The 20,860-nt window shown below is 46.6% G+C and carries 22 protein-coding genes and 1 pseudogene; 14 read left to right on the top strand and 9 right to left on the bottom strand.

Translation table 11 applies throughout. From position 1 onward, the window contains the following. The first annotated feature begins 91 nt into the window (after window positions 1-91). The 5 genes and pseudogenes from FKN16_RS12900 to FKN16_RS12880 all read left to right on the top strand — a co-directional run bounded on the left by FKN16_RS12900 (window position 92) and on the right by FKN16_RS12880 (window position 2,952). Window positions 92-607 carry a GNAT family N-acetyltransferase gene (locus tag FKN16_RS12900; RefSeq protein ID WP_170902861.1) on the top strand — a complete coding sequence of 172 codons (516 nt, stop codon included), beginning with the start codon at window positions 92-94 and terminating at the stop codon, window positions 605-607. Window positions 608-616: 9 nt separating this feature from the next. Continuing rightward, window positions 617-1,348: a glucose 1-dehydrogenase gene (locus tag FKN16_RS12895; protein WP_170902860.1), complete on the top strand. Its 732-nt coding sequence runs from the start codon at window positions 617-619 to the stop codon at window positions 1,346-1,348. Window position 1,349: 1 nt separating this feature from the next. After that, window positions 1,350-1,820: a GNAT family N-acetyltransferase gene (locus FKN16_RS12890; RefSeq protein ID WP_170902859.1), complete on the top strand. Its 471-nt coding sequence runs from the start codon at window positions 1,350-1,352 to the stop codon at window positions 1,818-1,820. 118 nt (window positions 1,821-1,938) lie between these two features. Beyond that, window positions 1,939-2,406 carry an HAD family hydrolase gene (locus FKN16_RS12885; protein WP_170902858.1) on the top strand — a complete coding sequence of 156 codons (468 nt, stop codon included), beginning with the start codon at window positions 1,939-1,941 and terminating at the stop codon, window positions 2,404-2,406. Between the two features lie 33 nt (window positions 2,407-2,439). Next, a pseudogene (locus FKN16_RS12880) lies at window positions 2,440-2,952 on the top strand (GNAT family N-acetyltransferase). Here FKN16_RS12880 and FKN16_RS12875 read toward each other — a convergent pair. The 3 genes from FKN16_RS12875 to FKN16_RS12865 all read right to left on the bottom strand — a co-directional run bounded on the left by FKN16_RS12875 (window position 2,936) and on the right by FKN16_RS12865 (window position 4,953). After that, window positions 2,936-3,463, bottom strand: coding sequence for a hypothetical protein (locus FKN16_RS12875; protein WP_005391876.1), 528 nt, complete (start codon window positions 3,461-3,463; stop codon window positions 2,936-2,938). The pseudogene FKN16_RS12880 and the gene FKN16_RS12875 overlap by 17 nt on opposite strands. Before the next feature lie 238 nt (window positions 3,464-3,701). Beyond that, the gene (locus FKN16_RS12870; protein WP_047009765.1) at window positions 3,702-3,986 is read right to left on the bottom strand and encodes a hypothetical protein; all 285 of its coding nucleotides are present in this window, start codon (window positions 3,984-3,986) and stop codon (window positions 3,702-3,704) included. 67 nt (window positions 3,987-4,053) lie between these two features. After that, complete coding sequence (locus tag FKN16_RS12865) at window positions 4,054-4,953, bottom strand: DMT family transporter (RefSeq protein WP_170902857.1); 900 nt, start codon at window positions 4,951-4,953, stop codon at window positions 4,054-4,056. Window positions 4,954-5,045: 92 nt separating this feature from the next. On the opposite strand from FKN16_RS12865, the gene FKN16_RS12860 reads away from it, so the two are divergent. Continuing rightward, complete coding sequence (locus FKN16_RS12860) at window positions 5,046-6,482, top strand: PLP-dependent aminotransferase family protein (protein WP_170902856.1); 1,437 nt, start codon at window positions 5,046-5,048, stop codon at window positions 6,480-6,482. 96 nt (window positions 6,483-6,578) lie between these two features. Here FKN16_RS12860 and FKN16_RS12855 read toward each other — a convergent pair whose 3' ends face one another. The 3 genes from FKN16_RS12855 to FKN16_RS12845 all read right to left on the bottom strand — a co-directional run bounded on the left by FKN16_RS12855 (window position 6,579) and on the right by FKN16_RS12845 (window position 10,385). Beyond that, a complete protein-coding gene (locus tag FKN16_RS12855) occupies window positions 6,579-7,715 on the bottom strand; it encodes a glycerate kinase (RefSeq protein WP_170902855.1) in 1,137 nt (378 codons plus the stop codon). Between the two features lie 16 nt (window positions 7,716-7,731). Then, the gene (locus FKN16_RS12850; protein WP_005391886.1) at window positions 7,732-9,084 is read right to left on the bottom strand and encodes a GntP family permease; all 1,353 of its coding nucleotides are present in this window, start codon (window positions 9,082-9,084) and stop codon (window positions 7,732-7,734) included. Window positions 9,085-9,242: 158 nt separating this feature from the next. Then, on the bottom strand, window positions 9,243-10,385 hold the full coding sequence (locus tag FKN16_RS12845) for a sugar diacid recognition domain-containing protein (protein ID WP_170902854.1): 1,143 nt from the start codon (window positions 10,383-10,385) through the stop codon (window positions 9,243-9,245). A gap of 234 nt (window positions 10,386-10,619) precedes the next feature. Between FKN16_RS12845 and FKN16_RS12840 the strand changes: the two genes are divergently transcribed. Further along, window positions 10,620-10,793, top strand: a complete 174-nt coding sequence (locus FKN16_RS12840; RefSeq protein ID WP_005391896.1) for a hypothetical protein — start codon at window positions 10,620-10,622, stop codon at window positions 10,791-10,793. Between the two features lie 69 nt (window positions 10,794-10,862). Here the strand turns inward: FKN16_RS12840 and FKN16_RS12835 are convergent, their stop codons facing one another. Then, the gene (locus FKN16_RS12835; RefSeq protein ID WP_047009761.1) at window positions 10,863-11,225 is read right to left on the bottom strand and encodes a hypothetical protein; all 363 of its coding nucleotides are present in this window, start codon (window positions 11,223-11,225) and stop codon (window positions 10,863-10,865) included. A gap of 283 nt (window positions 11,226-11,508) precedes the next feature. On the opposite strand from FKN16_RS12835, the gene FKN16_RS12830 reads away from it, so the two are divergent. From FKN16_RS12830 to FKN16_RS12800, 7 genes are all read left to right on the top strand, one after another. After that, entirely contained in the window at window positions 11,509-13,356 is a 1,848-nt protein-coding gene (locus tag FKN16_RS12830) for a M3 family metallopeptidase (protein ID WP_170902853.1), read from the top strand. Between the two features lie 65 nt (window positions 13,357-13,421). Further along, window positions 13,422-13,958: a DUF924 family protein gene (locus FKN16_RS12825; protein ID WP_170902852.1), complete on the top strand. Its 537-nt coding sequence runs from the start codon at window positions 13,422-13,424 to the stop codon at window positions 13,956-13,958. A gap of 25 nt (window positions 13,959-13,983) precedes the next feature. Further along, complete coding sequence (locus FKN16_RS12820) at window positions 13,984-14,694, top strand: HAD hydrolase-like protein (protein ID WP_023623092.1); 711 nt, start codon at window positions 13,984-13,986, stop codon at window positions 14,692-14,694. A gap of 96 nt (window positions 14,695-14,790) precedes the next feature. Next, a complete protein-coding gene (locus FKN16_RS12815; protein WP_170902851.1) occupies window positions 14,791-15,108 on the top strand; it encodes a DUF4144 domain-containing protein in 318 nt (105 codons plus the stop codon). A gap of 138 nt (window positions 15,109-15,246) precedes the next feature. Beyond that, the gene (locus FKN16_RS12810) at window positions 15,247-15,732 is read left to right on the top strand and encodes a VOC family protein (RefSeq protein WP_170902850.1); all 486 of its coding nucleotides are present in this window, start codon (window positions 15,247-15,249) and stop codon (window positions 15,730-15,732) included. A 174-nt stretch (window positions 15,733-15,906) separates the two neighbouring features. Further along, window positions 15,907-16,332, top strand: a complete 426-nt coding sequence (locus FKN16_RS12805) for a VOC family protein (protein WP_005391937.1) — start codon at window positions 15,907-15,909, stop codon at window positions 16,330-16,332. Between the two features lie 59 nt (window positions 16,333-16,391). Beyond that, window positions 16,392-16,904, top strand: coding sequence for an O-acetyl-ADP-ribose deacetylase (locus FKN16_RS12800; RefSeq protein ID WP_046875590.1), 513 nt, complete (start codon window positions 16,392-16,394; stop codon window positions 16,902-16,904). A gap of 133 nt (window positions 16,905-17,037) precedes the next feature. Here FKN16_RS12800 and ygjK read toward each other — a convergent pair whose 3' ends face one another. Then, a complete protein-coding gene (gene ygjK, locus FKN16_RS12795; RefSeq protein WP_170902849.1) occupies window positions 17,038-19,728 on the bottom strand; it encodes an alpha-glucosidase in 2,691 nt (896 codons plus the stop codon). Window positions 19,729-19,843: 115 nt separating this feature from the next. Next, a complete protein-coding gene (locus tag FKN16_RS12790; RefSeq protein WP_170902848.1) occupies window positions 19,844-20,611 on the bottom strand; it encodes a transcriptional regulator in 768 nt (255 codons plus the stop codon). Window positions 20,612-20,860 lie beyond the last annotated feature (249 nt).

The following is a 20,860-nucleotide window of genomic DNA, read 5'->3' as shown; positions in this document are numbered from 1 at the left end:
CACACAAATCACTTTTGTAAGTGCAACCGTTTGATTAAAGAGATAAGAGGATGAGAAACTGGCTCTCTACATAAATGCTGTAAGGACACGCATGTCAGTTTATATTGAGACTCACCGAAGCCGATTAAGACCTATCGAAGCCAGCGATTGGGAACTATTTCAGCGATTACATTCCGAACCAGAGATCATTGAGCTCTGTTTTGATCGCCCGAGCGAAAAACAAATGAAAGAAAAATTTGCTTCGCGATTATTACCATGGACACCAGACAGTCCGCACTGGCTTTGCCTCGTCATACTCGATAAGCAATCTGAACAACCGATTGGCGTCACTGGCCTTGCCATTGAAGAAGGTAACGCAGAGGTGGGTTACTTACTTTTGCCTGAATTTCATGGCCGACAGTTTGGAACAGAAACCCTTCAAGCGCTTCTAAATTGGGCGAGAGCAACACATGACATTGACCGCTTTTCCGCTACGGTCACTGAAGGGAATATTGCTTCAGAGCGTGTTCTCATGAAGTGCGGATTCGAGCTATCTGAAGTCATTCCTGACGCATACCAAATTGGCGACAAGCGTTACGCCGACAAAATCTACTCACTACAAAAATAAGGATGTATTTTGAATAAAGTAGTCATCGTTACTGGCGCAAGCCGAGGCATTGGAGCCGCAACGGCGAAAAAACTGGCCGAGCAAGGCTATGCCGTGTGTGTTAATTACCGTGCGCAAAGTGAAGCAGCTCACCAAGTGGTCAGAGACATACAAGCAAATGGCGGAAAAGCGATCGCCGTTCAAGCAGATGTATCTGACGAGCAACAAGTGCTCAACCTTTTCGATGCAACAGAAAACGCACTAGGCTCAGTCACCCATTTGGTCAACAACGTTGGCATTCTATTTACTCAGTCACCGTTGGCGGAAATCAGCTTGGAACGCTTTCAGAAAGTAATGAACACTAATGTGAATAGCTGCTTTCTTTGTTGTAGAGAAGCGGCGAAGCGATTCAGTACTGGTGGCGCAATTGTGAATGTTTCTTCTGGGGCATCACGCTCAGGCGCGCCATTTGAATATGTCGATTACGCCACATCAAAAGGCGCAATGGATACCTTAACCAAAGGGCTATCGCTTGAATTGGCAGACCGAAATATTCGCGTCAATGGCGTTCGACCTGGTTTCATTTACACCGATATGCACGCCGATGGTGGAGAACCAAACCGAGTGGATAGGCTCAGCCCTCAAATTCCACTGAAACGGGGCGGTAAGGTAGAAGAAGTGGCGAATGCGATCGCTTGGCTACTCAGTGATGAAGCTTCTTATGTTACAGGATCTTTTATCGATCTTTCAGGCGGTAAGTAAAATGGAAGTCAACATTCGACAAGCAACTCCTGACTATTTGGATGCAATTTTTGAATTAAACCTACAAATCAACGCACTGCATTTTGCCAACGCGCCTGAAGCTTTTGTAGCACCTTCGGAAGGCGACCGAGCGTTCCTCACTCAGGCTCTCGAGAATGATGAACGCTTGTTTTTAGTCGCAGAACATGAAAAGGAGGTAGTCGGCTTTTTAACCGCGATGATCACTCAGAATGAAACCGTCAGCTTTCTGATCAAAGATCCAATTTGTCGAGTAGGAACGATTGTTGTCGATGAGGAGCAGAAGCAGCAGGGCATCGGTCGCCAACTGCTTGAGGTCTGTGAGCAATGGGCGCGCGATGCCAATGCTACACAAGTTCGATTAGAAGTGATGGAATTCAATCAATCAGCACAGCGGTTTTACGACAAGCAAGGTTTTAAAACTAACTCACGCATTATGCTGAAACATTTGTAACGATAACGACAATTAAGCGCTTTTCACGACTAAAGCCACCTAAATCGCATTTATCGATGCAATTTATCCCCTGATTTTAGAAAAGACGATATGATGTGCGGATAAAGGAGATTCGAACATGATTTATCTTTTCGATTGGGGGAACACCTTAATGGTGGATTTCCCTCACGCACAAGGAAAAATGTGCGATTGGGAACACGTAGAAACGATTCCTCTGGCCAAAAAAACACTGGCAACACTTTCCCAAAATCATGCTATTTACATCGCGACCAGTGCGTCTGATTCCAACATGGAAGAGGTTCAGCGTGCGTTCGTCCGCGTCGACTTAGACCAGTACTTAAATGGCTACTTTTGTTTTGCCAATCTCGGCATCGCTAAAAACCAACCTGAGTTTTATCTTGCTATCGCAAAACAGCTAGGGGTTAACGTGAGTGAGTTAACTATGGTTGGCGACTTGCCCTATAAAGACATTTACCCTGCAATGCAAGCTGGCGTAAATACGATTTGGTTTAATCCAACAGGAGCCAATGCGCCAGCCGATCCCATTCCGAATCAAATTCGCTGTTTATCTGAACTCGTACCTTAACCATCACTAACCTGCACTAATCAAGGAAGATGAATGCAAATCAGACCCATCCAGGTAAGCGATATCGAGCGCTTTACCGAACTGTGGAACCGAGTCTATGCCGAAGGTAAATACCTGCGCAGTCCGGCTCCAGATAAAGACACCCTGACCAATATTTTACGTCGCGTATAACTTGAATCGATTCCTCAATTTGTTGCTTTGGACCATCACGTTCTGATTGGTAGTGTAGAGATTTTTCCTGCCGAACTGTGCGGTTATGAAGGCGGTCAACTCACTAGCACAGGCATTTTAGGTATTCATATCGATAGAACATTCAGAGGAAAAGGGCTAGGTAAGCAGCTATTGTCTGTCGCACTTAAAAGTGCCTGGGAATATGGTTACGACACCATTGTACTTAATGTTTATAAGGACAACCTTGCCGCGATAGCGTTGTACGAACGATTTGGATTTGAGCACTATGGTGAACTAGGAGAAGTCACTCTCCCCAATGGCGAAGTGTTGATGAGTCAGAAGATGATGTTAAGCGCGCCTAACAACCCTCAGTAACGTGCCCTCGGACGATAGACTCTGTGGATGCTTGATTTACATAATAGAAATAGCATGCCTCTTCTGCCAAGGTATACCCTTGCGGCCAAATGTACACCACCCGATCAAGACCTGACTGGTCGACAAATTGATAATCGGGAATAGACACAAAGTGGGTACTATTTGGGTGTTGCTGACCAATAATACAAAAGTCACTGCCTTTGCAGGGAACATCAATTTTGGACACGCCACTCTGCGGCAAATCGATTTCTAATAACGCGCCAATGCTATTGGCGCTCGCTTCTGGCATACCACTTAAGGTTTTTACGTTCCTATCAATATAGTGGACTTGGTTTTGCTCGGCAGCATTGTCTATCACCACTCGGGCGTTGAAAAATTTAAGCGCGGTACCCAATGACGAATTGGAACTGTGTAACATCGACGCATAGGCTTGGCGATGAATGTGGAGTAGTGTTGGCAACGCAGCCAAAGCGATGAAAGCCAAAGTGGCGAGCACTATGGTGATTTCCATCAGAGTAAATCCCTTTAATCTCACTTTTTTATCTCAGCAGAATGAATGGTCGTTTGCCTCACATCCATGTGAGACCTTGCCAATATATCGCTGATTTAAAACGTTTAAAGCCCTAGTAGATGACAAACAAGAGTCATGGGCCAAAGTTGAGACCGCTCGCCAAGTTACTATGCAAACGCACACATTTATGTGTCAATTTTAGGACTTTATTTATCAATCACTTATTTACTGAAGTAGATTACCCGAGTAGTGGAACGTTATTACGAACAAGTCCGCGACGTACGTTAGTGCACATCTTCCCGAAACGACGGATCTCATCAAACTGCGGAATCACACCCCGCTCCATTGCCGACTCCCAATAAGTAACCTCTGAATCGACCATTTCTAATAATTTCTTTGGACAACCGATGCACTGCCCTTCCGGCCCACACACAAAGGTTTCCGGTTCGTAAATCGGTAGTTCAGCTTTTACTTGCTCGATGATATTACGCATCGCGGTCATTCGATCTGGCTTTAACGTCATCACTCTGCTCCACGGATTAAGATGAAGCAGAATTGTACTCACTGGCACGTTAATGTCCCTACCCAATTTAGGTATATTCTGTTTGAACCGATTTTTTTATCGTCAGCTCTGGCTTTTTAACCACTAGATAGACCGCCGTGGCCGCCAATGCAAAGCCAGAAATGCCCATCCAATCAAACGACTCTCTAAACGCGAGCCAAGCTTGAATCGCGGTTGTTGGCGGCACTAGGTAAAACACAGACGCCACACTCGAAGACGCGCCATTTCTCACCATGTACAGCAGCAGCAGGATAGCCACACAAGAGAGCACGACGACCAACCACAACACGGTCAAAATAAACTCCAGTTCCCACTGAACTTGCATGGTTTCAAACTGCATCGCAACAGGCAGAAACATGATGAGTGCGGCCAAATATTGCACCGTCGCACCACCAACCATATCCACCTGTTGGCAATGTTTTTTCTGATACAGCGTCCCTAACGTGATACCAACCAAAGACAGTAAACAGACTCCAATGGCTAAAAACTTATGTTGCTCAGACTGCCACTCCATGTTTCCCATCAGCACCATGGCGATGCCGACAAAGCCAAGAGCCAAACCCAGCCATTGCGAGGGTTTAAATTCCTCACGAACAAACACCACCAGCAAAGCCGCGGTTAAAATCGGCTGAATGCCCACCAACAACGAACTCAGCCCGGCAGGCATACCCAAATCAATAGCGAAATAAGTGCCGCCTAAATAGAAGCCATGGATCAACACACCCACCACACAGCTGTGCCAGAAATCGCTTCCTGTCGGCAACCTTCTACGCAATACCGCCACAAGAACCAAAAACAGTAAGACATTGAATGCCATACGGATAGAAAGTAGTGTCGCTGGCTCGGCATACTGCAAACCAAAACGCGCACCAACAAATCCAGAAGCCCAAAGGATGACAAATACAAAAGGGATGGCTCGGATTAACATGTTCGCCTCACTCACGCTTGTTTTATGTTTTGAGATGCTGCTAATGTAATTAGGTACAGTGTTTTCAAAAAGTGACAGATGGAAGTGTTTTTATGGGTACAGATTTATTGGGAAGCGGTGAAGGGAATAAGTACCTCGTGGTGGAAAAACACCTCAAACAAGCCATCAATGGTGGCGTTTATCAAGCGGATGATCGACTGCCCTCCATTCGCTCGTTGAGCCAAGAATTAAGCGTCAGCAAAAACACCGTGATTCGTGCGTATCAAGAGTTGGAAGCGCAAAACTTGGTGTACTCGGTTCCCAAATCGGGTTATCGAGTGAAAGTCGCTTTGCCGACCTATCGCTCAATTCCGGATCCGACTCGCGTGGATTTGCTCTCGATCTGCAAAGAAATCCTCACGTACCCTGAATACCAAGAGCGTTTGCCCGCAGGCTCTGCCCACCCAAACATTGACTCCCCCGCGATCAAAAGCTTGTACGCCGAGATTGGCCGCCACAGCCGCCAGCAAACGCATGTACCGAGCCATTACCAATTGCCACCCGGTGATCACCTCTTAATCAAACAACTGGCGAAAATCACGCAAGATTTGGGCACGCCAGCCAAGTTGGATGAGATCATGGTGACGCACGGCGCGCAACAAGCAATTAGCCTAGCGCTGCGCGCAACGACACAAAAAGGCGATATTGTCGCGGTGGAGTCCCCTTGCTATTTTGGCAACTTATTGATGCTCGAATCACTCGGCCTCAAAGTGGTGGAAATTCCGAGTTGCCCACGAGACGGTATGTGCCCCGAAGCCTTAGCAACAGCAATGGCGACATGGGACATAAAAGCGATCATCGTAACGCCAAACTTCACCAACCCAACTGGTGCCATGATGCCGCTAGAAAAGCGCCGGCAATTGTTATTGGCGTCTGGCAATATTCCTATTATCGAAGACGATGTATTTGGCGGGTTAAGTTATAACAAGCCTTTGCCAAGCTTGAGGTTGCTCGATGACAAGCAACGCGTAATTTACGTGAATTCGTTATCCAAAACGCTCGATTCGCGTTTGAGAATTGGTTGGATGTTAGCGGGGCGATATCGAGATCAAATTGAGCAATATCTACTGTGTGAAAACATGGGCAGCTTGAACCTGATGCAATCAGCCGTGGCAACGTTTCTAACGTCAGGCAAGTATCGAACGCATACTTCGCGAATGGGTCGGGTTTATCAAAACAACATGCGCCGATTTATCCAGATGCTTCATCAATACTTGGATGAATACGAATCTCTAAAACATCGATACCAGATCAACGCCGTGCAAGGCTCGTTCTTGCTTTGGTTGCGCCTGCCCAAAGAAACGGACAGCTATGCGTTGTATCAAGCGTGTAATCAACACAGAATCAGCCTACTTCCCGGTACCGTATTTGGCACTCAAGGGCAATATCGACATTGCGTGCGCCTCAGCGTGGCAAACTTTGGTAGTGAAACCGATTGGAGTCAAGCGATGCAAACATTGGCAAAGTTGATAGCAAAGCATGTCTGTTAACTCACTCTTAATAAATGAACTTATGCCCACACACGCAAACAGGTAACAACAAAAAACTCCACGCAAAGGTGGAGTTTTCTCGTATCGCTATCGCCCTCAGTGCGACTGAATTTGCCACATTCTCGCGACGTTTTCGGCTAAATTGGCAACGTTGACGTCGGCCTCTTTCATGGCCTCAGATAAGCTCATCGCCTTTGGCACGCAAGCAAACACCGCATCAATGCCGCATTCATAGACCGCCTGATAGTTGTCGCCCACACAACCTGCTAATGCAACGACTGGTAAATCAAACTGCTTGGCCACCTGAGCAACCCCCATCGGCGTTTTGCCATGTGCGGTTTGATGATCGATTCGACCCTCGCCTGTGAATACAATATCCGCATCCGCAACATGCTGAGCAAGCTTGACCGTTTCAAGCACAATCTCAATTCCCGGTTGCAAACGTGCTGGCGTGTACCCGAGCAAGGCCGCGCCCATACCACCAGCAGCACCCGCCCCTTCACGAGTCAGTACATGCTTACCCGTCGCTTGTTCCGTCAACTCGCCAAACTTGCGCAATGCGTTATCGAGCAGAGTGACGTCTGACGTCGTCGCTCCCTTTTGCGGGCCAAAGATAGCCGACGCGCCTTTGTCGCCACAGAGTGGGTTGTCAACATCGCATGCTACCAACACTTCACAAGTTGCTAAACGTGGGTCAAGACCAGAAATATCGATGGACGCAAGCGTCGCTAACCCGCCTCCATTTGGGGTAATTGCATGACCAGATTCATCAAGAAACGCTACCCCCAACGCGGTCAACATGCCCACGCCACCATCATTAGTAGCGCTGCCACCCAAACCAATGATTAAGCGTTGAATACCTCTGTCTAGCGCGTGTTTGATCAGCTGTCCGGTACCAATGCTGCTGGTCAGTTTTGGGTCGCGAGCATCACTCGGCACAAGGTGCAGCCCACTGGCCTCCGCCATTTCAATAACCGCGGTTTCGCCGTCGCCGAGGATGCCATAAAACGCTTCAACATCATTCCCTAATGGCGCGGTCACCGTTGTGAAGACTTGTTCGCCTTGAGTTGCATCAATCAAAGATTGAACCGTGCCTTCGCCACCGTCTGCGACCGGAACCGTAACAAACTCAGCATCATGCCATACGCGAGCAAGACCTGTTTTGATCGCCTCGCTCACTTGTTTGGCGGTTAAACTTTCTTTAAATGAATCAGGTGCAATTACCACTTTCATACGTATTTCCAGAGACTTATAAGAGAACGAGGCTCAAAATGTACACCAATGCCATTGCCGTGACACCTTGAACGAGCGTAGCCATGGTTTGCGCGCGGTACGCTAAGCCCACCGACATGCGACTAAACTGCGAAACTACCCAGAAGAAACTGTCGTTTGCATGAGAAACCGTCATCGCACCTGCACCGATCGCCATCACCGTTAATACGCGGCCCATTTCTGAATCGAGCCCCAATTGCGTAAGCATAGGCGCAACCAAAGCCGATGTGGTCACCAATGCAACCGTTGATGACCCTTGCGCCGATTTTAGCGCAGCCGCAACGATAAATGGCATGAAAATACCCACGCCCAGCGCCGATAACGTCGTACCCAAGTATTCACCTAGCGGCGTTGCTTTTAATACCGCGCCAAATGCACCACCCGCACCGGTAATCAAAAGAATAGGCGCAGCAGCCGTAATACCTTGGCTGATTCGCTCGCCAAATTCTTCAATCTTGTTGTCTGACTTGAGTAGGCGAACAGAAAGGAACAGGCCAATCACCAATGCCGTTAGTGGCTGTCCTAAGAAAGTCAGAACATCAAACACAAAACCTTCGCCCAACGGTAAGCTTGGGAATTTCGCGATAGAGCCAAAACAGATCAATAAGATAGGAACAAAAATAGGAGCGAATGCTTGGCTCGCCGTTGGCAATTTGCCGTAAGACGCTTTGAGTGCTTGCCAGTCTTGCTGAATTTCTTCTACGGCTTCAATGCCATCTGGTTCAACATGTTGGAATCGGTTCGCCCACAGCATACCCGCTAACGCCGCAACCGCTGCAACAAACACACCCACACCAATCACTAAACCAAGGTTAGATTCCAGGCCTAAGTTACCCGCAGCGGCAATCGGGCCAGGAGTTGGCGGCACAAACGTGTGCGTCGCGTATAGGCCAGTAGCCAACGCTACACTCATCGCAACGCTTGAGGTTTTTAAACGCTTCGCGAGTGATTCTTTGAGCGAGTTCAGAATGACAAAGCCTGAATCACAAAATACCGGAACAGAAACGATGTAACCGATGATGCTCATAGTCAATGTTGGGAAACGCTCACCCAACACTTTAATAACCGTATCGGCCATGGTGATCGCCGCACCACTTTTTTCCAAAATAACACCGATGATGGTACCTAAAACGATAACCAAGCCAATGTAACCAAGGATGCCGCCAAAGCCAGAAGCAATGGTTTTGGCAATGCTATCTGCCGGTAAGCCGTAAGCAAATGCAGCAAGGAACGCTGCGATGATCAGCGCTAAAAAGGGATGTAATTTGAATTTGGTGGTCGTGAGCACAATAAATGCGATCACCCCAAGCAGGATTAATATAAGGTTCATGATAACTCCATTTATTCTTATTGTGCTAAGCGAGTCCGTGTTGGCTCACTCAACATGTAGGGACGCATGAATTATTAATCGTTTGCTTTCGAATTCCTTTAGGCGGAGTGACAAATGATGTGGTCAAAAAATGACGCGTATTGTGCAAATGCACAATATCACGCCATTTTTGAGAGCCGAGTCGCAATATAAAGCTCCGCTAACCCCACAAAATTGGTGGTTGGCAACCCTGTTATCTCGGTGATTTTTTCTAATCGATAGCGCAGTGTGTTCCGGTGAATAAACAGCATTTTAGAGCACTCCGTCACATTGCCATTGCATTCAAACAATGCATCTAGGGTTTTCAGCAATTGCCCAGACTTGTCTTTCTCTTTCAATCGTTTCACGCCATCAATAATTTGTTCACCTTGCCAAATATCCGCCAACGGCGCTAACAGCACAGGCAAACGAAGTTCATCGAACAGGTACTTACGTTTCTCTGGGTAGAACTGCTTGCCAATGGCTAATACCTGCTTCGCGCTTTGGTATGACAACGCGACATCTTTAGGCTCATTAAACAGCTGCCCTAGCGCAATGTGAAACGTATGCGAATCGTGATCGCTTAAACGCGACATCAACTTATCAATGCGTTCACTTTCGATTTGGCTATCCCATTGCTTGGCGGAATGACACGGTTTCAGCACCACAATTTCATTCACTGAGACAATCGCAACTAGGTTGTTACGCTCTGGGTATTCAAGCAGCTCAACAATATTGCGCACACTCTTCATGCTTTTTGAGGCGGACGGCGTCGAGACTTCAATCACCGTTGCCACCCGTGGTTGAGTAACATCGATAGAAAGACGCATCGCCCAATCTTTCAGCTCTTCATCGGTCAATTTGCCATTGATCCAAGCCAGAATAAACTCTTCACGATGACGTCTGTCCCACTGAAATTTTTCCACCAGCGCAGCTTGCTCGATTGTTAGTTCAGCGGTCATTTTAACCAGTTTGGCGAAATCTCGAATTTTCTCGGGCTCGCCTGTCACACCAACAATACCGACCACGTCTCCATGCAATTTCAACAGCATATTGATTCCGGGTTTGACACCCTGCAACGTCAAACATTGCTGCTCATTCAGCTCTAGCGAATCGCCGTGATTCAACGCCAATACCGCGCCATCATGCACTTGCCCAAAGCGTTTAGGGTCGCCACTGCCAATGATGATGCCCGCTGAGTTCATCACATTTACGTTGTGACCAATGATGGACATGGTTCGATCGACAATTTGCTGTGCTAAGGAGTGGTCGAGAATAACCATTTCGAGTTTCCAGATTGACAATTTAATCGTTCAATAAATCACAAATAACCAACTGTCGCGATGATGCAGTTAAAAATAACTGAAGCAGCTCAAAGCATTACTCAATTAACCACACGATGAAAATGGATTAAACCCTCATTTTGAGCTGAGAGTTATATACTTAGAACAAAGGTCACCGATGCATTCGTCACTGTGCATCGATACCGCTCGTCTACCTACAGAGGAGGAAACAACATGGAATTACGTAATAAATCGGGTGAAGTCGCAAAAATTGCAGATAATCTCACTTTGAAGGAAATCACAGAAATGGGCTACACCGTAGATTTATGCGATGAAGCATTTGACCCCGGTGAGCATTGGAAAGCGGAAGGTAAAACGCAAGGTATGGGCGAGTACCCAGAGGAGTAAACGTCCTGACGGGCCAGCGCACAAAGCGCTCCATAAACAGAAAAACCGAGCGACTTAACGCTCGGTTTTTTACTTTTGAACTTCTTGAATAAACAAGCCCATCTCTTCAAGATAATTGCCGTTTGAGCATCCCCAATCGGTGACTTCAATCAGCTCGGTAACTAACTGTCCAGATTCATCATTTTGTACTCGCTGCACAAACGCTTCAAAGCGTTCTAACTGCGCCTGAGTCTTAATGCCATGCACAGCATATTCTACAAGCAAGCCGTTGTATGTCTGCCAGCGCTGTTCACCTGAAACATCACTGCTTAAAATTACAGAGCACTTTTGTTGAATGTTCTCAACCGCATCATTTCTTGGCGGCGTGACTGAAGAGCATCCAACCAAAATCGTACCTAGCGCCAATAGCGTAACTTTTGTCTTATTTATCATATCGTTTCCATATGTACTGCCGCGATATAGAAATATTATTACACATGACAAAGATCATCGAGAGCGCCTCGCAGATTAATTAACTGATGAACTGTAAAACCCGTGCCAGTCTTAACACTGCGCACTCCAAACTCGTAACAACTCTTGCTAACTCATTAAAATGTAAACAAATAGTAAAATCACGTTTACGCAGTACACTACCAGCAAATTAATTTGTCCCTCCTTTATTATCAACAAGCGTGCAATAATTAGGGGTCTACTCCCAACCATTTGAAGGATCAAAATGACCGCAACGGATTATCTCAACGACCTCAATCAACGTTACCTCGCGATTCACCGCACCAAAGAAGATTTCTTTTGGGAAACTTACATGGGGATCAGCGATGACCATGATGGCTCGACGCAAGCACAAACCGCATGGACAAGCTTTTTGAGCAACGCCGAGCAAATTACTGCCATCAAACAACAGCTTGAAGCCGCGGATTCAATTACCGACCCACAAGAGAAACAGCAAACCATTACGGGTCTTTCTGGTTGGCTGGCGATGTTTGAATCTCACGCAATCGAGGGCGAAAAGGCACAAGCGTTGAAAAATCAGCTCATTGCCTTTGAAGCTGAGCTGTTCGAGAAAAAACAGAACCACGTACAAACGTTTACCGATGAAAACGGCGAGCAAGTGGAAGGTTCACTGCCAGTATTGAGCTCAACCATTCGCACCAACAATCATGAAGAAGTTCGCCAATCGGCTCACCAAGCGTTGCTGAACCTTGAACAATGGCTACTGCAAAACGGCTTTATAGAACTGATCAAACTGCGCAACCAGTTCGCTCGCTCACTGGGTTATGCGACCTTCTTTGATTACTCCGTGAAAAAAACGGAAAAGATGAGCTCTGAGCAGCTATTCGAGATTTTGGAAGATTTCGAACAACGCACGCGAGATGCACACCTAAACAGCTTAGAAAACTTGGCGAAAGAGAAAGGCGCAAGCGCGCTAACTGGCTTCAACTTTGTTTACTCGTTCGCGGGTGACGTCATGCGTGACCTTGACCCATACGTGCCGTTCTCAAAATCTCTGAGACGCTGGGTAGAATCGTTTGGTCGTCTGAATATTGATTACTCTGGCGCGACGCTAACGCTTGATTTGTTAGACCGGAAAGGTAAGTACCCGAACGGGTTCTGCCACGGCCCTATCCCTTCTTTCTACAATCAAGGCGAATGGGTCGCAGCACAGGTGAACTTCACCAGCAATGCCAAACCAGACCAAGTGGGCAGCGGCTACGATGGCATTAACACGCTGTTCCACGAAGGTGGCCACGCAGCACACTTTGCGAACGTAAAAATGAACGCACCTTGTTTCTCGCAGGAGTTTGCACCGACTTCAATGGCTTATGCAGAAACTCAGTCGATGTTCTGTGACAGCCTGTTAACCGATGCCGATTGGCTAAAACAATACGCACTGGATGATGAAGGGAATCCGGTTCCTGATGAGATCATTCAAGCGATGATCAACAGTCGTCAGCCATTCAAAGCTTATGAAGAACGTAGCATCTTGGTTGTGCCGTACTTTGAACGCGCGTTATATCAACTTAGCGATGACGAGTTAACGCCAGAGCGCATCACTAAGCTGGCTCGCGATTGTGAAAAACAGATCCTTGGTTTGGAATGCAGCCCTCGCCCACTGATGGCGATTCCACATTTGCTATCCGACGAAGCAGCTTGTGCGTATCAAGGTTACCTACTCGCGCACATGGCGGTGTACCAGACCCGTGCATACTTCCTTGAGAAGTTTGGCTATCTGACGGATAACCCAGAAATTGGCCCACTGCTGGCAAAACACTACTGGCACGCGGGCAATCATTTGTCACACAACGAAACCATTTTCAGCCTAACTGGCGAGGGGTTCAATGCTAAGTACTTGGCAGATGTATGTAATCTATCGCCAGAGCAAGCGTGGGAAGTACAGCAGAAGAAAATAGACTCACTTGCAACACGAGAACGAGCACCAGTTGCTTCACTGAACGCGACGATTAAAGTCGTCGATGGCAGTAAAGAACTGGCAAGCAACGTCATCTCTGACGAACAAATGTGTGACGATTTTGAACGTTACATCGTAGAGACTTACGGTCGATAACACGCCAAGAGCCAGAAGCCACGCTTCTGGCTTTTTACTATTAAGGCACAACAAAAGGAAGCGTTATGCATCAACAAATCATCAAGTTCTGGTTCGAAGAGCTGACACCTCAAAACTGGTTTGAAAGCAACCCTGAACTGGACAAACATATTACATCGCGATTTACCTCTGTATTAGAGCAAGCCGCTCGCTGTGAGCTTTTTAGCTGGCGAGACAGCGTACAAGGGCGATTGGCCGAAATCATCGTGCTCGACCAGTTTTCACGGAATGTGTATCGCAACACCCCAAAAGCATTTGCACAAGACCCACTCGCATTAGCATTGGCTCAAGAAGCAATTCGGTTAGGACACGATCAAGAATTAGTGCCTGAGCAGCTAAGCTTTTTGTACATGCCTTTTATGCACAGCGAATCTCGCCTCATTCATGTCGAAGCTGAGAAATTGTTTCGCGCATCAGGGCTTGAAAATAACTACGATTTTGAGCTAAAACACAAAGCCATCATCGACCAATTTGGACGTTACCCACATCGCAACGCCATCTTGGGTAGAGAAAGCACACCTGAAGAGTTGGCATTTTTGCAGCAACCCGGTTCCAGTTTTTAACCATCAATAACAACGAGAACGTTGAATGAAATTAGACGCCATATTGTGGGATTACGATGGGACACTCGTAAACTCTGTACCGAAAAACATCGACATCACCAAAGCGATCTTATCCATCGTTGCCCCGCATTTAACTGGCGATAATTTACCGAAATATCTCCATTCAGAAGCCAACTATCACTACGCAAACCACGCGGCGAAAAACTGGCAAGAGCTCTACGTGGATTACTACGGCATGTCCCATGATGAAATGCTGCAAGCTGGCGGTTTATGGGCAGAGCATCAAGAGAAAAACCAAACACCAGTAACCCTGTTTGAAGGCATTGATGGCGTCATTAAAGAGTTTGTGCAGCTGCCTCACGGCATTTGTTCTCAAAACTCACAAAGCAATATTCGTCGAGTGCTGTCCGACAACGGCATCAGCGCGCCGTTTAAATCCATCGTCGGGTATGATGACGTCTCGAACGGGCATCAAAAGCCCGATGCGTACAGTGGCATCAAATGCGTTGAGTCGATTTTTGGTCACGCAGAAAATCGACAGCTGATGTACATCGGTGACCATGAAGCCGACACGCAATTCGCACGCAACATCGAACAGCAGTTGGGTGGCCAAAGTAAAGTGATTGCCGTTGCAGCAGCGTACAGCGGCGCGATGCCAGAGCATTGGAGCGTGCAACCAGATTACGTGGCAAGAACGGTTGACGAGCTGTTTTCGATTATTGCTCAACACACGTAATTTTTGACTGCGGTTTAAGGCCAACACCTTGAATGCCAGCGCTCACCTTGCCCTTTCAGACATTGAAACAATTTTAGCCACTACACCGGAGGCCCCATGGTTACATGGCCATGTTTATTGAAACTCGATGGCGACGATGAACTTATCTATTTGCATTCTCATGCCGATCTTGATTCCGAATGCGAAGCGCTCATTTTGGGGCCAGATGATTACGTAATTGACTCAAATGGCAACACGTTCGGGTTGCAATACAACGATTCGAACACCACCGTTTTACAACCGGAAGAACGCACTCTGTCCGTCGAGGAAGTTACGTCACTCATCCAGTCGCATGAGTTTAGTCTCGCACAAAGATGCATCATCAAAATTCACTTCACCTCGGTACAGCAAGCTGTTGAGGCATTAGCCAATTAGCTCGAACCCCGCTCATGATGATTACACAAAATTATTATTTTTATAATTTATGATAATTTCATGTAATTAAAACCGCGCCATATACTCTCCCACATCGAAACAAAACAACGTTTAAGCACACATGTTGGGAGCAAACAAATGAAAATGAATCATGTCGGTATTATGGTCGGAGATATGGATAAAGCGGTTGAGTTTTACACACAAGCGCTTGGTCTAAAAGTCGTTATGGGTAACACGAAAGTGATTGAAGAACGCGAAACCGCAATTGGCAGAATGTGTATTGCGATCTTTGGTGAGGGCTTTAAAGGCTTCAACATTGCGCATCTAGTGACAAGCGATGGCATCGGACTTGAGTTATTTGAAATGAAAGAGCGTCAAGCGCGCCATGAAGTGGATTTTTCTCGCATCGGTATCTTCCATTTCTGTTTGCAGACGGACGACTTTGAAGGTGCAATCAAGCGCACTGAAGCGTTTGGTGGCAAAGTGCGTATGGACATCATGCGTTACCACCCAGAAAACGATAACAAGCCTGCGAAAATGGTTTACCTAGAAGACCCATTCGGCAACCTATTCGAGCTTTACTCACACTCTTACGAAGAAACTTACGCTTATGATTACGAGTAATAGCCCCATCCATATTCCAAAAGGCTAGCAATACTCTAGCCTTTTTTGTTTGCTTTGAGTTGCAGTGTTTCTGCACTCGCTCTAGCAAAAAAACGTCTTGAATTTGATCATTTCTCTCACCACTTTTAAGGTCACTTTATACTTACCTCAACACAATGCAAAAAGGAGTGAAGCATGCCCACCAACAATCCAATCGCAATCCAAGCCCTTGATCATGTCGTGTTAAGAACGTGCAATCTCGACGCTATGTTGCATTTCTATCGAGATATTTTGGGCTGCCCTGTCGAGCGCGAAGTAATGGAGCTTGGTTTAACCCAGCTTAGGGCTGGTAACGCATTGATTGATGTGGTGACGGTGGACAGCGAGTTAGGGCAACTTGGCGGAAAGCCACCAGTTCAAAATGGTCGTAATATTGACCATTTTTGCCTGCAACTAGCGCCTTTTTCCGAAAATGAAATACTGGAATATCTGCGTTCGAACGGCATTGAAACCGAAGAGTTTGCGAAGCGGTATGGCGCACAAGGGTTCGGTAGATCACTCTATATACATGATCCGGAAGGAAATGTCGTCGAGTTAAAACCTCAAGTGATTGATGAGTAAACTACACTTAACTGTGTTACTGACCATTTGTTTCTCATCATTGTAGAAGGCTCAAAAAAATGAACGCGATCTCGTTAGTCCAAGGCGACATTACCACCGCACATGTCGATGCCATCGTGAATGCAGCAAACCCGAGAATGCTCGGCGGAGGTGGCGTCGATGGTGCCATTCATCGCGCAGCAGGGCCTGCGCTTATCAATGCGTGTTATGCCGTTGATGATGTCGACGGTATTCGATGCCCGTTTGGTGACGCACGCATTACTGAGGCTGGCAATTTAAACGCGCGTTACGTCATTCATGCCGTTGGCCCGATTTACGATAAATTCGCCGATCCAAAAGCGGTGTTGGAATCTGCATATCAACGTTCGCTGGATCTCGCGCTCGACAAGCATTGCCAAAGTGTGGCACTGCCTGCGATTTCTTGCGGAGTGTATGGTTACCCGCCCCAAGAAGCAGCAGAAGTCGCGATGGCCGTTTGCCAAAGACCGGAATACGCGGCACTCGACATGCGCTTTTACTTGTTTAGTGAAGAGATGCTTTCGATTTGGCAACGCGCCCTGACCCAGCACTAAAATCTGTGTGACAAGAGACATAAAAAAACCGGACTGCCAATACAGTCCGGTTTGTCTTATTTATCACTGAATTATCGTTCGTTAAGCGCTACGAATGCTAGGGGGGTCATCCAAAGCGCCTAATGTGTGCGATCTAGTTTTTGAAGAATCCGTTGTACATCATGTACAAATGCGCCGCAGACCAAGAGAAGTTCGACGCACCTTGTACCGCGCCCGTCTCTGGGTTGTAGTTTTCACGGATTGGCATGTCACCCGTCATACCTTCTGCGTTGTTAAACAGCTCATTCGCCATTGCAATCGCTTCTTCTTTGTAGCCGTAGTTTTCCATCGCACGGAAGCCAAAGTACACTTGGTCTAGCCACACACGACCACGCCAGTACACATCTTTACCGTAAGCAGGGTTAGTTTGCGATGCGGTCGGCAAAGGCACACCCGTTCCTTGGAATTTATCTGGCGTGTTGAACTCGTCTTGATCACGCATCACCGCGATCACTTTATCGGCATGCTCTTGCGTTGCTGCACCATTAAACAGCGGCGACCAACCTTCAGGGCCACGTCCACGCTCTACAATCGGCAAACCCGCACAGCCATTTGCAAGAGGCGCAGGAGTAGTGCCATCTTCAGCCACATTTAAGTGAATGTCGTAGAAGAATCCTGTGCTTTCATCAAACATACATTGGTTAATGTACGTCTTGATTTTTTCTGCGCCGTTAAGGAATTCTTGCGCACGATCTTTACCTTCTACGCCATCGGACACCAACTTCGCCATTTCCGCTAAGTATTTGTTGTCTGAGTACATGTAAGAGGCTTGATCCACCGATTCTTGCAGCATAGAGAAGCCAAGCAGCTCACCGTCCGCTGCGTTATTGTTGGTGCGGTTTTCTGCAAAACGAACTTCCCAATCTTTCTTCGCTAGATCGAGTTTCGCTAAGTTTTCCGCTGACGTATTACTGTACACCCACTCTTCGCCTTCCAGCTTGATGCTGTTATCAAAGCCGTACGCACTTGCCGCGTAGCGACCAAGTTGATCCACATTTCTGTCTGGATTGCTGATGTCTTCAGCTTGCGAATTCATATTGTGGATGTTGTAGATAAAGCCAAAACGAGCCGCGTTATCCATGCCCGATTCCCAGCCCGCCGCTTCTTGTGCGCCGACGTGAATCGTCATGTAATCCACTTTATCGAGAATCTTATTGTAAGACGCCATGCCTTTTACTTTATAAGAATTGTCGTTTTGCTCGATGATGTCTTCTGCAGGAATAATGGTCGTGAAGTTAGGATCGCGCGTTTCTACCCAAACGTACATCACGCCTTCTTCCGTGTTGTGTGCTGGGTCTACTGCCGCGCCGTATTCAGGCACACCATTTTGGTTGTGGTCGCGGTTGGATAGCCACCAATCGTGGTATGCCACCAACTTCGGATACATTTCATCAATGAATTTTTGCGCGTCTTCTGGGCGATCAAACTGGTTCACGAGAGCGTGATACACCTCCATCACAGACCATGCCGCCAACGATGGTTTCGTATTGCGTTCGTTCCAGTTTTCAGAGCCAGCACCACCACGACTAACAGGTTTGGTGTACGTCAACACATCCAGCAAATAGCCTTTGTCTTGCGGACGAATCTTGTCATCAGCTTGAACTTGTTCTTGGAATACCGTGCGAATGTTGTCCATTGCAACATCTGGGTTGAAATGCGCCATCGCGTACGCTTGTTTCCACGAATCCCACGGCCACGTTAAGTTACCAGAGAACCAACGCGCAGTGACCGATGGCGTGACTGTCGCTTGTTCAATATCGCCCGCCGCAGAGCGCCAGTTACCGTTTAGGGTTTCCATCGCTTTTACGGCCACACGAGCTTGGTCTGCTGTCGCTTCTTTGTTAATGAGACCATTCGCTAAATAGCCGTCCCAACGCGCTTTCGACGCTTCCATGTATTGAGTTGGATTCGCTAATACATCTTGCAATTTCAACGATTCTGACTGCACTTCTTTCGCATTGTGCAGGCTAGAATACGCCGTATAAACCGCCGATGTTTGCTCAGCTGGTAGGCTCATCTCTGCAGTAGAACTGAACGAGGTTTCGTTGGTGAAGGTCTTAGTCGGTAAAGAACGCGTGATGCGGAACTCGGCATCGCGGTCATTACGGATCGCCCAGTTGCCTTTCATCTCACTAAAGTTAATTTTAATGCCGCTCTCAATGGTCGAAATCTGGCGCTTGTAATCTGGGTAGTACTGCGCCACGGTTTGGTCTTTGCGCGTCGACAGCGCATATTTCACCAACTCGCCGTCCCACTCCAACGCCAAGTTCATATCACGATCAGTTTTGTTAGTGATGAGCGTTTCCACCAGCGAAGAGCGGTCAGTCACGAAGCGCAGCACCATTTGCACGTGAATATCGTCCAAGTCCAACACCTGCACTAATGCACCTGGAATGGAATAGACTTTCGCTTCTGCGTTCGATAAATCGTAAGTTTGGCCACTCACTTTGTCGGTCAACGTGAGCTTGTCGAACGTTTGGCCAGACATAAAATGCGCGTACTCTTGCGTCACTTGCATAATACCGCCGAAAGCGCCATAACCCGCCGCATCTTCAGGTAGCAAATGGCCATGCCACGCGCCGTTATCCGTGAGTGCGTTGTACTTCAGGTTCGAATAACTGTCGTAATCACGCAGGTAAGTTGGATTACCAGTGCGATCAATCACGTTAGTAAATTCCGAAGTTGGCGCCTGTGGTAAACGGATTTCAGTTTTATCATTGGAACCACATCCAACAAGCGAAATAGTAGCCCCGATCAGAATGGCAAGTGTGCTCTTTTTAAACATACTTTTTCCCTATTATTTACGTTATTTTTATATTTTCATTTATATAAATGAGTGTTTTTAGTGTGCAGAAGCCCGGCTCGCACTAAATAAGCACGAGCTTCCAATAATTATTCTTTTATTTTTCTTTAGCGATAGTGATGGCTTTTAATAAATCGCCATTAATATTCGGAATTGTGTCAGCCAAAAATATCTGATTACCAGGCGTAAAAGTGAGTAAAACGTTTTTTAGTCGTTGACTGTTGTCACTAGTTTTATTTTGAACACCAAACTCAATTAATTTGTTGTACACTTCATTTGCCAGTTTTTCTTCTTGTTCTTCGGTAATCGCAATGCGTCCAACACAAATTGGAGGCCGAATATCATGGCTAAACACTTCTTCACGAAAGCGCTGTGCAAATAGCGTGTCTAAATTTGAACCTTCTTCAAAAATAAAGCGGCCTGTATCTTTAAATTGATAGTGTTTATCCCCTTTTAGTTCAATGTAATCCATCATTTCTAGCGCGCGTAAATAAAGCGCAACGGAAGTATCACTCAGCTGGTATCTCCGAGCGATCTCTTCTAAAGACCACTCAGGTCGACGCAAAAGATAAAGAAAATCAAATAGGTGAGGATATTGATGGAAAATCTCACTGTTGGTGTCGGTGATAAACTGTTCACTCTCTTGCTGCAGCTGCTTACCTCGCATGGATAACTCAACCAAATCCGTATCAAGGTGCGTGGCGTACAACAAGATTTTATCTAAACCAAGAGACGTATTGTGAAGCTGCCTTTTTATAGTAGAAAGCGGGATTCCAAGTCCAATAGAAAGCTCGGAATATCCAATGCCTTTTTCTTTTATTTTTTCTCGTAAAGCAGCAAGTAAATACGTTGCAGAATTATTCATCTAACAATGCCTGTATTTTATTTATTCAGCATCCATGATGATAAATTCAAGAGAGTCCTACTCTTGTGATTTTGGTCTCAATATTCTATCTTGTTGGCGTAAAACATATCTTATCCATTAAATTTTTTACTTTTCTTTAACTGGATGCATTTTACCCAATCTGAACAAGTTGTGGACATTGCTCTATGGGCTTATCAAGATAATAGTCAGTATAATTGTTTTGAAGAGTAAAATTAAGATGGCAAAGGT

This window comes from Vibrio sp. 11-4(1) (assembly GCF_013048625.1).
In the GTDB taxonomy this organism is placed as follows: Bacteria; Pseudomonadota; Gammaproteobacteria; order Enterobacterales; family Vibrionaceae; genus Vibrio; species Vibrio diabolicus.
This window is presented reverse-complemented; position numbering and strand designations above follow the sequence as displayed.

Bases quoted from the DNA above. Each gene is read 5' to 3' on its own strand.
- FKN16_RS12900 (WP_170902861.1), top strand. From the start codon at position 92: ATGTCAGTTTATATTGAGACTCACCGAAGCCGATTAAGACCTATCGAA.
- FKN16_RS12890 (WP_170902859.1), top strand. From the start codon at position 1,350: ATGGAAGTCAACATTCGACAAGCAACTCCTGACTATTTGGATGCAATT.
- FKN16_RS12885 (WP_170902858.1), top strand. From the start codon at position 1,939: ATGATTTATCTTTTCGATTGGGGGAACACCTTAATGGTGGATTTCCCT.
- FKN16_RS12875 (WP_005391876.1), bottom strand. From the start codon at position 3,463: ATGGAAATCACCATAGTGCTCGCCACTTTGGCTTTCATCGCTTTGGCT.
- FKN16_RS12870 (WP_047009765.1), bottom strand. From the start codon at position 3,986: ATGACGTTAAAGCCAGATCGAATGACCGCGATGCGTAATATCATCGAG.
- FKN16_RS12865 (WP_170902857.1), bottom strand. From the start codon at position 4,953: ATGTTAATCCGAGCCATCCCTTTTGTATTTGTCATCCTTTGGGCTTCT.
- FKN16_RS12860 (WP_170902856.1), top strand. From the start codon at position 5,046: ATGGGTACAGATTTATTGGGAAGCGGTGAAGGGAATAAGTACCTCGTG.
- FKN16_RS12855 (WP_170902855.1), bottom strand. From the start codon at position 7,715: ATGAAAGTGGTAATTGCACCTGATTCATTTAAAGAAAGTTTAACCGCC.
- FKN16_RS12850 (WP_005391886.1), bottom strand. From the start codon at position 9,084: ATGAACCTTATATTAATCCTGCTTGGGGTGATCGCATTTATTGTGCTC.
- FKN16_RS12845 (WP_170902854.1), bottom strand. From the start codon at position 10,385: ATGGTTATTCTCGACCACTCCTTAGCACAGCAAATTGTCGATCGAACC.
- FKN16_RS12840 (WP_005391896.1), top strand. From the start codon at position 10,620: ATGGAATTACGTAATAAATCGGGTGAAGTCGCAAAAATTGCAGATAAT.
- FKN16_RS12835 (WP_047009761.1), bottom strand. From the start codon at position 11,225: ATGATAAATAAGACAAAAGTTACGCTATTGGCGCTAGGTACGATTTTG.
- FKN16_RS12830 (WP_170902853.1), top strand. From the start codon at position 11,509: ATGACCGCAACGGATTATCTCAACGACCTCAATCAACGTTACCTCGCG.
- FKN16_RS12825 (WP_170902852.1), top strand. From the start codon at position 13,422: ATGCATCAACAAATCATCAAGTTCTGGTTCGAAGAGCTGACACCTCAA.
- FKN16_RS12820 (WP_023623092.1), top strand. From the start codon at position 13,984: ATGAAATTAGACGCCATATTGTGGGATTACGATGGGACACTCGTAAAC.
- FKN16_RS12815 (WP_170902851.1), top strand. From the start codon at position 14,791: ATGGTTACATGGCCATGTTTATTGAAACTCGATGGCGACGATGAACTT.
- FKN16_RS12810 (WP_170902850.1), top strand. From the start codon at position 15,247: ATGAAAATGAATCATGTCGGTATTATGGTCGGAGATATGGATAAAGCG.
- FKN16_RS12805 (WP_005391937.1), top strand. From the start codon at position 15,907: ATGCCCACCAACAATCCAATCGCAATCCAAGCCCTTGATCATGTCGTG.
- FKN16_RS12800 (WP_046875590.1), top strand. From the start codon at position 16,392: ATGAACGCGATCTCGTTAGTCCAAGGCGACATTACCACCGCACATGTC.
- ygjK (WP_170902849.1), bottom strand. From the start codon at position 19,728: ATGTTTAAAAAGAGCACACTTGCCATTCTGATCGGGGCTACTATTTCG.
- FKN16_RS12790 (WP_170902848.1), bottom strand. From the start codon at position 20,611: ATGAATAATTCTGCAACGTATTTACTTGCTGCTTTACGAGAAAAAATA.